Origin of the sequence: Halomonas sp. N3-2A (genome assembly GCF_002216165.1) — a bacterium.
Taxonomy (GTDB): domain Bacteria; phylum Pseudomonadota; class Gammaproteobacteria; order Pseudomonadales; family Halomonadaceae; genus Vreelandella.
Window position 1 is genome coordinate 1651910 of sequence record NZ_CP022286.1, and the last position, 13183, is coordinate 1665092.

12 protein-coding genes are annotated in these 13183 nt (G+C 52.1%); 4 read left to right on the forward strand and 8 right to left on the reverse strand.

The window, feature by feature from the left end:
* Positions 1 to 72 precede the first annotated feature (72 nt).
* The 3 genes from CEK60_RS07795 to CEK60_RS07805 form a co-directional block, all read right to left on the reverse strand.
* Complete coding sequence (locus CEK60_RS07795) at positions 73 to 831, reverse strand: DeoR/GlpR family transcriptional regulator (RefSeq protein ID WP_038484959.1); 759 nt, start codon at positions 829 to 831, stop codon at positions 73 to 75.
* A gap of 125 nt (positions 832 to 956) precedes the next feature.
* Positions 957 to 2807: an SLC13 family permease gene (locus tag CEK60_RS07800; protein WP_089038540.1), complete on the reverse strand. Its 1851-nt coding sequence runs from the start codon at positions 2805 to 2807 to the stop codon at positions 957 to 959.
* Positions 2808 to 3048: 241 nt separating this feature from the next.
* Positions 3049 to 4026, reverse strand: a complete 978-nt coding sequence (locus CEK60_RS07805) for an NADPH:quinone reductase (RefSeq protein WP_089038541.1) — start codon at positions 4024 to 4026, stop codon at positions 3049 to 3051.
* A gap of 180 nt (positions 4027 to 4206) precedes the next feature.
* On the opposite strand from CEK60_RS07805, the gene CEK60_RS07810 reads away from it, so the two are divergent.
* Together CEK60_RS07810 and nfo are read left to right on the forward strand one after the other, a co-directional pair.
* The gene (locus tag CEK60_RS07810) at positions 4207 to 4974 is read left to right on the forward strand and encodes a glycerophosphodiester phosphodiesterase family protein (RefSeq protein ID WP_089038542.1); all 768 of its coding nucleotides are present in this window, start codon (positions 4207 to 4209) and stop codon (positions 4972 to 4974) included.
* A gap of 36 nt (positions 4975 to 5010) precedes the next feature.
* On the forward strand, positions 5011 to 5871 hold the full coding sequence (gene nfo, locus CEK60_RS07815; RefSeq protein WP_089038543.1) for a deoxyribonuclease IV: 861 nt from the start codon (positions 5011 to 5013) through the stop codon (positions 5869 to 5871).
* Here nfo and CEK60_RS07820 read toward each other — a convergent pair.
* Positions 5841 to 6428: a helix-turn-helix domain-containing protein gene (locus CEK60_RS07820; protein WP_089040878.1), complete on the reverse strand. Its 588-nt coding sequence runs from the start codon at positions 6426 to 6428 to the stop codon at positions 5841 to 5843. The two genes, nfo and CEK60_RS07820, sit on opposite strands and share 31 nt — an antisense overlap.
* 151 nt (positions 6429 to 6579) lie before the next feature.
* On the opposite strand from CEK60_RS07820, the gene CEK60_RS07825 reads away from it, so the two are divergent.
* The gene (locus CEK60_RS07825; protein WP_089038544.1) at positions 6580 to 7791 is read left to right on the forward strand and encodes a benzoate/H(+) symporter BenE family transporter; all 1212 of its coding nucleotides are present in this window, start codon (positions 6580 to 6582) and stop codon (positions 7789 to 7791) included.
* A gap of 86 nt (positions 7792 to 7877) precedes the next feature.
* On the opposite strand, the gene CEK60_RS07830 is transcribed toward CEK60_RS07825, so the two are convergent.
* A complete protein-coding gene (locus CEK60_RS07830; protein ID WP_089038545.1) occupies positions 7878 to 8312 on the reverse strand; it encodes a hypothetical protein in 435 nt (144 codons plus the stop codon).
* A 243-nt stretch (positions 8313 to 8555) separates the two neighbouring features.
* Between CEK60_RS07830 and CEK60_RS07835 the strand changes: the two genes are divergently transcribed.
* Positions 8556 to 10286 (forward strand): proline--tRNA ligase, encoded by a 1731-nt coding sequence (locus CEK60_RS07835; RefSeq protein WP_089038546.1) that lies wholly within the window; start codon positions 8556 to 8558, stop codon positions 10284 to 10286.
* A 93-nt stretch (positions 10287 to 10379) separates the two neighbouring features.
* Here the strand turns inward: CEK60_RS07835 and CEK60_RS07840 are convergent, their stop codons facing one another.
* The 3 genes from CEK60_RS07840 to CEK60_RS07850 all read right to left on the reverse strand — a co-directional run bounded on the left by CEK60_RS07840 (position 10380) and on the right by CEK60_RS07850 (position 13149).
* Positions 10380 to 11603, reverse strand: a complete 1224-nt coding sequence (locus CEK60_RS07840) for a PqqD family protein (RefSeq protein ID WP_089038547.1) — start codon at positions 11601 to 11603, stop codon at positions 10380 to 10382.
* Between the two features lie 48 nt (positions 11604 to 11651).
* Positions 11652 to 11825, reverse strand: a complete 174-nt coding sequence (locus CEK60_RS22100) for a hypothetical protein (RefSeq protein ID WP_157698019.1) — start codon at positions 11823 to 11825, stop codon at positions 11652 to 11654.
* A 277-nt stretch (positions 11826 to 12102) separates the two neighbouring features.
* The gene (locus tag CEK60_RS07850; RefSeq protein ID WP_319022057.1) at positions 12103 to 13149 is read right to left on the reverse strand and encodes a GGDEF domain-containing protein; all 1047 of its coding nucleotides are present in this window, start codon (positions 13147 to 13149) and stop codon (positions 12103 to 12105) included.
* Between the last annotated feature and the right edge of the window lie 34 nt (positions 13150 to 13183).

Consider the following 13183-nt stretch of genomic DNA (forward strand, 5'->3'; position numbering starts at 1 on the left):
AAGTATGAAACTACTCTCCTTCACTCTTAAACGCGTCGAGGGCCGTGCTCCGCCTTAGCTTACGCATCATGCTTAAGCGATATGCAACGCAACACCGTGCTGCGATAACAGCTGCAGAATCGACTCAGGAGGCTTCCGATCAGTGAACAGAGCATCGAGCTGGGAAATATTCCCTTGGCGCACCACCGGATTACGATGAAATTTTGAGTAATCTGCGGCGAGATAAATGCGTCGCGAATTGGCAATAATCGCTTGAGCAACGCGTACTTCCTGGTAATCAAATTCAAGAAGCGAGCCATCCTCATCAATACCGCTGATCCCGATGATCCCGTAATCCACTTTAAATTGATTGATAAAATCGATAGTGGCTTCGCCGATAATACCGCCATCGCGAGAGCGAACTTGCCCGCCAGCAATAATCACCGTGAAGTCCTCTTTGTGCTGAAGAATGGCGGCCACGTTCAGATTATTGGTAATGATTTCTAAACCCTGGTGTTCAAGCAGCGCCTGGGCGATCACCTCGTTACTGGTACCGATATTAATAAACAGTGAGGAGTGATGAGGAATTTGCTGCGCCAGGCAGTGAGCAATCCGCTCTTTCTCTTCTAAATGTAGCGTTTTACGCGTGCTGTAGGCGGTGTTAACAGTGCTCGACTCTATTCCTACACCGCCATGCACACGACGAACCCGCCCTTCGTTTGCTAGCGTATTTAAATCACGCCGAATGGTTTGTGGCGTCACTGCAAAGTGATCGGTCAGTTGCTCAATGCTCATATAGCCATGCTGGCGTACTAGCTCGACGATAGCATCTTGGCGAAACTGTTGGTTCATAAGCTCGGCCTATTCGTTATTTATTAGTGTTTAAGAGCTGTTCTCTATGAGCTATAGAGTAGCAAATTTTCGAAATTTAATAATACGAACATTAAGCTCTCATTTTTCGCCAAGTACCTGCTCGATTAGAGCGGCCAGACCCATAAAATGGCAGGAATAGCGACCACCATCACCACTAACGAAAGTGGAAGGCCTAGCTTCCAATAATCACCGAACTGGTAACCACCCGGGCCTAACACTAGCGTATTGGACTGGTGGCCTATCGGGGTTAGAAAGGCGCATGAGGCGCTGACAGCGACCACCATTAGAAAGGGATCGAGTGATGCATCAAAACCACTCGCAAGACTGGCGGCAATAGGCGCCATCAACAACGCGGCTGCGGCGTTATTGACCACGTTGGAAAGTAACATCGAGAGAATAAATAGCCCTGCTAATGAAACAGTGATGGGCCACTCAACGCCAAATCGTAGTAGCGCATCAGCAATAATTTCAGCGCCACCGCTCGTTTCAAGCGCCTCACCAACCGGCAGCATGGCCGCCAGGAGAACAATAACGGGCCCATCAATGGCTTGATAACCTTCTCTCAGCGGCAGCACTCCTATCAGCAGTGATATCAACGCCGCGCTACTCATAGCAACAGCCGCAGGAAGCAAATCAAACAGCATCGCCATAATGGCGAGGGCAAAAATACCGATCGACAGCGCCAACTTTCGCGGTTGCCCTAAGTGAAGCTCACGGTTAGCCAGCGGCAAACACCCAAGGGTCGCTAAGCTATCGGCGATTTCGTTTTCACTTCCTTGTAACAGCAGTACATCACCGGTTTGAAAACGAATGTCCCGAAGACGCTGCTTTAAACGCCCTCCATCGCGGGCCACCGCCACTAAATGCAGCCCGAACTGCTGGTTTAACCGCAGCTGGCGTACGCTCCGATTGACCATCATCGAATCGTTACGCACCACCGCTTCAATCAGCTGCAGACCTTCCGTATTGACAGGCTGGCGCTCATCCGAGGGCTGTGAATCTGCATTTTCACTATCAGTCTCATCACTGTCTTTCTCATCTTTTTCGGATTCCGCAATCGCGCTCAGCCCTACTTTGTCTTCCAGCAGCTTAAGTTCATCAGGCCCTGCTTCCAGCAGCAAAATATCCCCTTCCCGAAGCACCCCGTGAAATGAGTACCCGGCGCGGCGATTATCTTCTCGTACCACAGCAAGAACCGGAATAGCCTCCTCTAGCTCATCATGTAGTTGCTGGAGTGTCAGACCATTAGCCTTTGACTCTTCTGAAACCTTTAGCTCAACCAAATAATTAGCAGTATCAAACATTTCTTCGGTTGAAGCCTGCCCACTGCGCTTAGGCGTTAAGCGCCAGCCCACAAGCACAATAAACGCCAGGCCGACTAACGCAACAGCAACCCCCACCGGGGTAAAGCTGAACATGCCGAAGTTTTCACCGGTGATATTACCCCGGTATGTGGCAATAATAATGTTAGGTGGCGTGCCAATCAGCGTGGTTAAGCCTCCCAGCAATGAACCAAACGCCAACGGCATTAATAACAGCGACGGGGATGTGTTGTGCTCTCGAGCAAGCCGCATGGCAACGGGCAACAGTAACGCCAGTGCCCCTACGTTATTCATCACCCCAGAAAGCACCACGACCGTACCCACTAATACCAGCAACTGCAGTAGCAGCCGTTCACCTACTTTGAGCACTTGATTGGCGATAATATCGACAACACCCGAGCGCTCAAACCCTCGGCTAATGACCAATACCGCGGCCACCGTAATCACCGCCGGATGCCCAAAGCCTTTAAAAGCTTCATCGGTGGGCACAAGCCCAAGCATTACCGAGCCGAGCAACGCCGCAAGCGCAACGAGATCATAGCGAAATCGCCCCCACATAAAAGCGGCAAGCGTTAATCCCAAAATGATAAAAACCAACGTGCTAGGCGCAAGCCCAATGCTTTCCATTGTCATGCGGTGTCCCTCTCCTTGTGTGGGTACGCTCGGCTGAGGCGCCAACTCACTAGCAACACAGTAGATGATGACTATACGGCCGTATAGCCCTAGCAGCGCAGAGCAACAAAAGAACGTTGGAGCAATAAAATGCCTGGCGTGGCCAGGCATTCATAAAAAGTGATTAAAGAACGACTAAGCCACGCAGCTCACTCCATGTTGCAAAAAGTGGCTGTAAAGCGTGGTCGTTTAGTCAGGTGAGTTAAGGAAGTAGCACGGTCGAGCCAGTTGTTTGACGGCTTTGCAGGGCATCTTGAGCCTTTCCTGCGTCCTGAAGCGGGTAGCGATTTGCTACGTCAATACGAAGTTTGCCGCTTTTGATCATGCCAAAAAAGTCATCGCACATCATTTCAAAGCGTTCACGGGTGTCAGCATAGCCGTTCAAACTTGGGCGGGTTACAAAGAGCGCGCCTTTTTGGTTCAGAATACCTATATTCACCCCGTCTACGGGACCAGACGCATTACCAAAGCTGACCATTAGCGAACGAGGCTTTAGACAGTCTAACGACATTTCCCAGGTATCTTTTCCTACGGAGTCATAAACCACATCGCACATTTCGCCATTGGTTAGCTCACGCACCCGCTCTACCACATTCTCTTCGCTGTAGTTGATCGTTGCCCATGCACCGTTGGCCATCGCCAAGTCTGCTTTCTCTTTTGAGCTAACCGTCCCAATCAGCTTAACACCAAGCGCCTTGGCCCACTGGCAGGCAATCGAGCCAACGCCTCCAGCAGCGGCATGAAAAAGAATGGTCTCACCGCCCTTTAGCTCATAAGTTTGCCGCAGCAGATACTGCACGGTTAACCCTTTCAGCATACTGGCCGCAGCGGTTTCAAAATCAATAAAGTCCGGCAGCTTAATCACCTTGGCCGCTGGCAAGGTATGCATCTCTGCATAGGCACCCAATGGCCCTTGTGCATACGCTACCCGGTCACCCTCTTTTAGATGGGTAACACCTTCACCCACAGCGTCGACAATCCCTGCACCTTCGGTGCCTAATCCAGAAGGCATAGATGGCGCAGGATAGAGCCCGGTACGAAAGTAGATATCAATAAAATTCAGGCCCACCGCTTTATTAGCAATACGCACTTCACCGCTGCCGGGTGCCTTAGGCGCTGTGTCGACCCACTCCAATACATCTGAATCGCCCGTTTTTGAAAACTGAATACGTTTAGACATCTGGGCAAACTCCCATTGTTAATTACTGGACACACATTAGCAGGCTATCCAACCGCGTTGTGCGCCTCAAATCAAGCGATTAGCCAGCCATACAGGACATATTGCTGTCATGCACCCATGCTAGACTATCTGAAAAATGTTGATAACAATGCTTATCGATTACTCTAAAACGGACAGACTATGACGCACCCAGCAATCTGTTTGCCTACGCTTATAGCCCATCGCGGATACTCAGCCGCCGCACCTGAAAACACCCTAACGGCAGTGCGTGCCGCTCATCAAGCGGGCATTACTTGGGTGGAATTAGACGTTCAACTATTGGGCGATGGTACCCCTGTCATCTGGCATGATGGCGATATTAGCCGCTGCTCCGATAGCCGTGGCAACCTCGCTAACCTGACGTGGCAGCGTGCGCAACAGCTTGACGTCGGCAGTTGGTTTGGCGATGAGTTTGCAGGTGAAAAGATGGCCAGTCTAGAGGCCATGCTGGCGCTATTGAACGAACTCAATATGGGGGTGAATTTAGAGATCAAGGTAAACAAAGGCCGTGACCCCATCGCCTTGGTGGATACCGTATTACCAATCGTATTAGCAACACTGCCCGCCGAACGGCTGATTGTGTCCTCGTTTGATGCCCGAGCGTTAGCTCGATGCCGCCACTTTGCACCCAAAGAAGCCCTCGCGCTGGGCGTACTGTTTGGCAGCACACCTCCAACTTGGCGTGACCAGTGTCAAGCCATCGACGCCTTTAGCATTCACCCTCATTGGCCACGCTTAAAACACACACAGGCTGCTGCCATGCGCCGAGATGGCTATGAAATTTTATGCTATACCGCCAACGACCCCAGCGCTTTTGAAAGCCGCTGGGGCTGGGGAGTAGCCAGCGCGATTACTGATGAGCCTGAAGCATTTCAACGCTATTTGAATAATCGACGTCGACACGGTTAAATTCGTCAATACTCACTACTCTACCTAAGGAAGACTATGCACTATCTTGGTGCCCACGTAAGCGCCGCAGGTGGCGCGGATCAAGCAGTGTTCCGTGCGGTAGAAATTGGCGCAAATGGCTTTGCTCTGTTCACCAAAAACCAGCGGCAGTGGAAAGGTAAACCGCTGACCGACGAGGCCATTGCGGCGTTTAAACAAGCCTGCCAAACCCACGGGTTTGGCCCAGAACAAATTTTACCCCACGACAGCTACCTGATTAACCTAGGCCATCCGGAAACCGCTGGGCTTGAAAAATCACGCGCTGCGTTTTTAGACGAAATGCAGCGCTGTGAGCAACTAGGTCTCACGTTATTGAACTTCCACCCTGGCAGTCACCTGAACAAAATCAGCGAAGCCGACTGCCTGAAACGCATTGCAGACTCCATCAACGAAGCATTGCTAGCCTCACAAGGTGTTACGGCAGTGATTGAAAACACCGCCGGGCAAGGCACCAACCTTGGCTGGCGCTTCGAGCATTTAGCGGAAATCATTGCCCACGTCGATGATAAAACCCGTGTTGGCGTTTGTATTGATACCTGCCATGCCTTCGCCGCTGGGTATGACCTACGTACCGCCGAGGCCACCCAAGCAACGTTGGATGAGCTAGGCAAGGTGGTCGGCTTTGAGTATTTACGCGGTATGCATTTAAACGATGCCAAGAGTGCCTTCGCCAGCCGTGTAGACCGCCACCACAGCCTGGGGAAAGGCAATATCGGCCTGGACGCGTTCACAACGATCATGCAAGACGAACGCATTCATGACATACCGATGATTCTGGAAACCGTCGAACCCGGCATTTGGGCTGACGAACTCAACTGGTTACGTGCTCAAGTGCCTGAAGCAGCGCCTGGCAAATAGTGAATCACATCGTGAAAACGTAGCCGCGTTGTAGCGCTGTTACGCATGGCGTGGGGTCGGTCAGCAAAAAAGCGCAGCCCCTCGCCCACTCGTAGCGTTTGCCAACGCTCGTCAATGCGTAGCTCCATCTCGCCCTCGACAACGACGATGTGTTCTACCACACCGCTGGCGTGGGGAGACGACTCACTGATCGCCCCTGGTGCTAGCTCAATCATAAACATTTCAAAACCCAGCAGCGGGTCGTAAGGGAAAAGCAGCCGCGCTTGCATCCCGGCGCTATCATCGCCCCAAACGGACTCCCAGCCATCTCTGTGTAGTTCGCCTAACGCAGGCTTGTCACCATCAAACAGGGTTGAAAACGACACCCGAAAACCACTCGCGATCTTCCAAAGCGTTGAGATGGTAGGGCTAGACTCACCACGCTCTATCTGTCCCAACATGGCTTTACTCACACCCGTTTCACCCGCCGCGCGATCCAGGCTCCAACCACGCTCTTTACGTAGCTTTTTAACGGTTCCCGCAATGTGCTCGGCAATGGTATGAGGATCACTCACTATGCGGCTCTCCATAGAATTTAGTGTCGTAGTTTACCTATCCGGTCAGCGATGAACACCGGCGATGCCAATATTGTGCGCTATAACGCACAGTGATAGTCTGGCAGCATTGTGCGCTATAGCGCACGCCACCCAACGTAAACGAGGTAACACTATGGAGGCGCCACCAACTCTACAGCCCGCTGGAAGCCATAGAACTCCTTTCTGGCGAGACATTAGCCTCTCGGCCGTCACTGCAGGTTTCGTTGCGGTCACTATTGGTTATACAAGCTCAGCGGCCATCATTTTCCAGGCGGCAGCCGCGGCGGGCGCCAGCACTGCGCAAATCAGCTCTTGGCTGTGGGCGTTGGGCATTGGCATGGGCATTACCTCGATAGGACTATCGCTGCGCTACCGGATGCCTTTATTGACTGCGTGGTCAACGCCAGGCGCGGCGTTTTTGGCGACGAATCTTCCTGGCATTCCACTTGATGAAGCGATCGGTGCCTTCCTCTTCTCCGCGCTGCTCATTACGCTCTGCGGCGTAACAGGTTTATTCGAGCGCTTGATGCGCTACATTCCCAGCGCAATCGCCTCGGCTCTACTGGCAGGTATTTTGCTGCGCTTTGGCCTAGAGCTGTTTAACGTTATGGAAAGCCAATGGCTGCTACCACTGGCCATGTTGGCCGCTTGGGTAGCAGGTCGGCGCCTATGGCCAACGCTCGCAGTGCCTGGCGTGCTGTTAATCGGCATTGCTATTGCCCTTTGGCAGGGTCAACTTAACGTACACAGCATTCCGTTAGCACCTACCGTACCCGTTTTCACTGCGCCTACCTTTTCGCTGACAACGCTGATCAGTATCGGCATCCCCCTATTTGTGATTACCATGGCGACTCAAAATTTACCTGGCGTAGCCGTGCTACGGGCAGCAGGCTATCAGCCAAACAGTTCGCCGCTCATCAGTTGGACAGGGGGAGCAACGCTGTTACTTGCTCCTTTTGGTGGCTATGCATTCAATATGGCGGCCATTAGTGCAGCAGTCTGCATAGGGCCTGATGCCCATGCGAATCCTCTTAAACGCTATACCGCAGGCGTTGCAGCGGGCGTGTTCTATATCGCGATGGGCATCTTTGGCGGCACGGTGACGGGTATTTTCAATGCCCTTCCCAGCGTCCTAGTTATGTCGCTGGCTGGTATAGCGTTACTTGGCACATTAAGCGGTGGGTTAGCGAATGCATTTGAAAATAGCGGGCAACGAGATGCCGCCATTGTTACCTTTTTACTAACCGGCTCTGGCATCACGTTGTTAGGTATCGGCGGTGCATTCTGGGGGCTTGTGGCGGGCTTGGTGGTACTAAAGCTGACAAAGGCTCCAAGTATACGATAAAAAATGCCCCCAGAGCGTTCACTACTGGGGGCATTTTATTATTTCTGTTCAGCGCTATCTGACTCTACATATGGGGCCATTACGCATTACATCGTCGCGAGGCGTTCTTCATCCAGTACGCCCGACATCCGCACCATGGCTAACGCTTCATCCAGGCTGGCCACTTCTTCCATCATCAACAATTCGTTTTCCAAGCTAACCGGCTGTCCCGCTTTATCTGACAGCAGCTTTTCCAGCGAAGCTACGTCCATAGCGTCGTCTAAGTGGTGAATATCTACCGACGCACTGCTCGCACTTGGTAAGTAGATAGTGCCATTAGAGAAATCCACGGCATAAGCGATAACGCCCGGCACAATAAAAAACAGTAAGCCGACACCGTTAGCGATCGCCACCACTGGGTCAACATTACCGCTCATTTGCCCTTTACGCTCAGGATGAAAAAGCGTTCCACAACCACTTAACGTTACAATGGAGACACCAACAATGGCCCCCGTTAACCAACGGCGTACTGCTTGCTGCATGAAGGTTCCCTCAAAGTCCTAACGTACCGATAGCTGGAGAAGATGCGGCTGTTTGCCCACTGCTATCGAGCCACAAAACCGGGCAAGTTTAACACATTTGCTTACCAGCACACGCCAAGCTGTTAACGTAGGGTTTTGCCGCCTTACTCGCTTAGCCGTACAATGCCGCATTCAGCGCTAGTTTAAGCGCTACATTACTAAACGATTAAGCATCACCCCTACCAACAAGGAATGCTCACGCCCATGCGCGCCAGCCAATTATTGATTGCGACATTAAAAGAAACCCCGGCCGACGCTGAAGTCATCAGCCACCAGTTAATGCTGCGCGCCGGTATGATCCGTCGTCTTACCTCTGGCCTCTATACGTGGCTGCCGCTTGGCCTGCGCACGCTGCGTAAGGTTGAAGCCATTGTCCGCGAAGAGATGAACCGTGCCGGCGCTCAGGAAGTATTAATGCCCGCCGTGCAACCTGCTGACCTATGGCAAGAGTCTGGCCGTTGGGAGCAGTACGGCCCGGAGCTACTACGCCTGAAAGATCGCCACGAGCGTGACTACTGCGTAGGCCCGACCCATGAGGAAGTCATTACTGATTTGGTGCGCAAAGAGATTGCCAGCTACAAGCAGCTGCCGGTTAATTTTTACCAAATCCAAACTAAGTTCCGTGACGAGATTCGCCCGCGCTTTGGGGTGATGCGTTCTCGCGAATTCATTATGAAGGATGCTTACTCCTTCCACCTGGACGAAGCCTCCCTCAAAGAGACTTACCAGACGATGTATGATGCCTATACACGCATCTTCACTCGCCTGGGTCTCGATTTCCGTCCTGTGATTGCTGATAACGGCTCGATTGGCGGCACGGGTTCTCATGAATTCCACGTGCTGGCGGAATCAGGCGAAGATGATATTGTGTTCTCTAACGCCTCCGATTACGCCGCTAATATGGAAAAAGCTGAGGCTCTGCCCGCGCCGCTAGGCAGCAACGCCGAGCGTGCAGCCCCCAGCGAAGAGATGCATCTGGTCGATACGCCCAACGCTAAGACAATTGCCGCCCTGGTAGAGCAGCATGGCCTGCCGATTGAGAAAACCATCAAGACACTGATGGTGCATGCCGCTGAAGGTGGTTTGATTGCCCTGCTAATCCGTGGTGATCATGAGCTTAATGAAGTCAAAGCTGAAAACCTGCCCCAGGTAGCCGCTCCGCTCACCATGGCGAACGAAGAAGAAATCCGCGCCGTGGTTGGCGCTGGCCCAGGCTCACTTGGCCCCGTTGGCCTAAACATGCCGATCATTATTGATCACAGCGTGGCGCTTATGAGTGACTTTGGTGCGGGCGCAAACATCGATGGCAAGCACTACTTCGGCATTAACTGGGAGCGTGACGTGGCGCTGCCCCAAGTTGCCGATCTACGTAACGTTGTCGAAGGTGACCCTTCGCCGGACGGCAAAGGCACGCTGTCTATCAAACGTGGTATTGAAGTAGGCCACGTCTTCCAGCTTGGACAAAAGTACTCCGAAGCAATGAACGCGACGGTGCTGGGCGACAACGGCAAAACCAGCCATCCGTGGATGGGCTGCTATGGCATCGGTGTTACCCGCGTGGTCGCTGCCGCCATTGAGCAAAACCACGATGATTCAGGCATTATCTGGCCAAACGCTATTGCTCCGTTCCAAGTAGCGCTGGTGCCGATGAATGCCCACAAATCACAACGTGTGCGCGAAGAGTCCGAACGTCTCTATCAAGCGCTAACAGCGGCTGGCTTAGACGTGTTGCTTGATGACCGCGACACGCGTCCCGGCGTCAAGTTTGCAGACCTGGAGCTTATGGGTGTGCCTCACCGTTTAGTGATTGGTGATCGTGGTTTGGATAACGGCGAACTGGAATACAAAGGCCGCCGAGACAGCGAAGCGACCATGGTTCCGGCTGACACAATTGTTGATTTTCTACGCGTAAAAGCAGGACTGATCAGCGCATAACCGTTTATAACGGCCACGACTAGAACTGCATCGTGGCCAATAAAAGAGACACTGGCAGGCATCATCAGTTAGGTTGCCTCGCCAGTGCCAGCGCTAATCGGCGACAGGCTGCACTAATCCCAAGCTGACTAATTGGCCCAATAACTGGCAGATATCTCGCTTGATACTTTGCCTGCTAGCGCCAACAAAAAAAGCCATCAAGGTATCAATAATTTCATCTTGGCATAGAGCCTCATGCTGCAGCAGTGCCCACACGGCTCTACTCGTCACATTCAAACGATGGATTTCGCCGCCCTCTTTCGCAATGACGAACAGCTCTTCACCCAATGGAAACTCGTGAGCCACCGGGCTGATTTGCCACCTGCGCGTGTCGTTTGCTGCCAGCACCTGGCGCTGTTTGAACGCCTCCGACTCAGTTTGACGACGACACGGACTCGTCGCTACAGCACCGTCAAGAAACCCATCACTATCTATCTCAGTTGCCAGCCACGTTGCCGCTTCGTAAGCATCTCGGTAACGCATTAAAAAACACGGTAAATCTTTTAAGAGTGGCAAAAAGCGCTCAATCAACGTTTGATCCGACTCATGCTCGGCGAAATTCTGCTGCAACAACTGCCATAACCCATCTCCCGGCTGCAGACGAACCAGCTGTGGCTCACTGAGCGATTCATCGCGCTCAATAAGCAGTACGGCGCCTAGCGGACAACGCATCCCATGCGATGCCAACTGCTGCTCATTTAACGCCAGATAGCCATAGCGATCATCATGAGGCCCTAGGTGGTTGGCAACAAACTGATGAAACTCCGGCGCAAGGGTTTCTGGCAACGGCAAGCGCAGTCTAGGTGCAACGCCCAGCGCTATCCCTTCACCACAGCTAGTGAGTGCCAGCACATCATCGCCAAACACCCTATAACCCGCCGCGGCGAACGCCGCCGTGAGCGTGCTTTTACCAGCTCGATGACTATCCGGAAATATTACTAGCTGTTGATTAACCTCTACCGCCCCACAGTGAAGCCCAATATACTCAGGATGATGTCGAAGATAAGCACCCGCTAAATCAGCAATCACGCTGCATGCGGTTCCTGCCGGTGTATCTAATAACATGCCTCCCGGCAGGGCCGGCGCTTCCTGCCAGTAACCATTAGGATGACGCCAAACACAAATAGAGGGTGCGTGCTGTTGAGCCTCACAGGGCGTTAGCCGCCAGCCTGGCATGGCTTGATGAATCACTGGCAGTAGCCGCTCTGCATCAATCAAGCGTATGCAAGGGCCAACATTTTCCAACGCATAATCGACAGCAATCGAAGTGGTAGACACGGCCCCCCCCTTACCAGCGAGGTAATAAGCGGCTTATGCGAATCTCAATTACAGCGTCTCCATCCCAACGGGAGCGCTGTGGGCGAGCGTAGTAAGGACGTGAATGATGGGGACGTGAATGCCTGGGTTTAGAATAATGGGGTCTTGAATAGCTATGTCTTGAATAACGGGGCCTCGAATAGCTGGGCCGCGAGTAACGTGAACGGGAATGGTGATGTTCACGCGCTTCAGCTTGCCCCATGGAAAACAGCGTAGGGGCCACGTAAAGTGCAGCGGCACCAAGCCCTAAACTTGCTAGCACTTGACGTCGTGAACGCCGTTTATTCAGCAGGAAATCGGCTTCATTGCTCATATCAGCACTCCGGATTAATCGCTAGAAAGGTTATGAAACACTGTTTTAAAAACAATCCTAGCCTCGAAGCACACAGCAAACCACTGGCTGAGCGTCACTTTCCCATTGTTTACTTTTTTTAACTACACTCAGCGTTTTGTGGAAACATTATGCAGCTGCAGTAATTTGCCAACCATTACGGCCTGCGCTCTTTACTCGGTAAAGCGCCTTATCAGCAGCTTTATAGGCACTTGGAAAGGTCGCATCCCCTGCGGTAAAGCAGACTGCCCCAATACTCAAGGTGACCCTTTCATTGTGCGGATGCGCGGGGTGTTTGAAATCAGCCTGCTCTAAAACAGACGTTAATTGATCACAGTAGCCAATCAATAACGCATCATCATCACAAGGCAATACTGCGGCAAACTCATCTCCCCCTAATCGGTATAGTTTTGCCTCTGCTCCCAGTACATATTTCAGCAGACTGGCTAAGCGCCGTAACAGTTGATCCCCCTCAGGATGCCCCAATGAATCGTTGTACTGCTTAAAGAAGTCGATATCGACCAAGATCAAAGCAAGCGCAGCCCCTTCTTTGGTAGCGACATCCTGATGCAGCGCACTGCGGTTACCTATCCCCGTCAGCGGATCACGCATCGCATGCTGCATCCAGGCTATGGTTTGCTTAGTCGCACGCTCTGTACGCCGTAACTGACGCTCATGCATTACCCAAAACAGCAGCCCTAGTGCAAAAATCACCATGCTCGAATAGGTGAGAATCTGATTATACCGTCGGGTGCTTTCGGAAAACTCATTAATTGCCATACCACGCAGGTCGAGCTGATTCATCTCAATGTTCGTTAAACAATCAATTGGGCCCAACAGTTCAGCTGCAGCATCAAACGGTGTCACGGTAGTTTCTGTAAGGCGCTCTGTTAGTAAATTGAGGGTTTGTAAACTCGGCTGGGTACAGCTGTACCTTTGACGATATACCTCGACATCAATTAGCCCATAGGCAAGATCGAGATTAAGCCTAACCGTTTGTCGCTGTTCATCGTCAAAGGGCTGTTCGCTTAACAAATGTTGTTGGGCGAGCTGTAAATATGCCCGAGACCTGGTAGCCAATTGCTGCCCTGTCAAATTGCCTGTCTGGCTGAAGTAAGCCTGTATTTCGGGATATACCCAGCGCGCCTCATAAACAATAACTACCATCAATGCCATAAAACTCATGAGGCTCAATGATAACCACGTTACA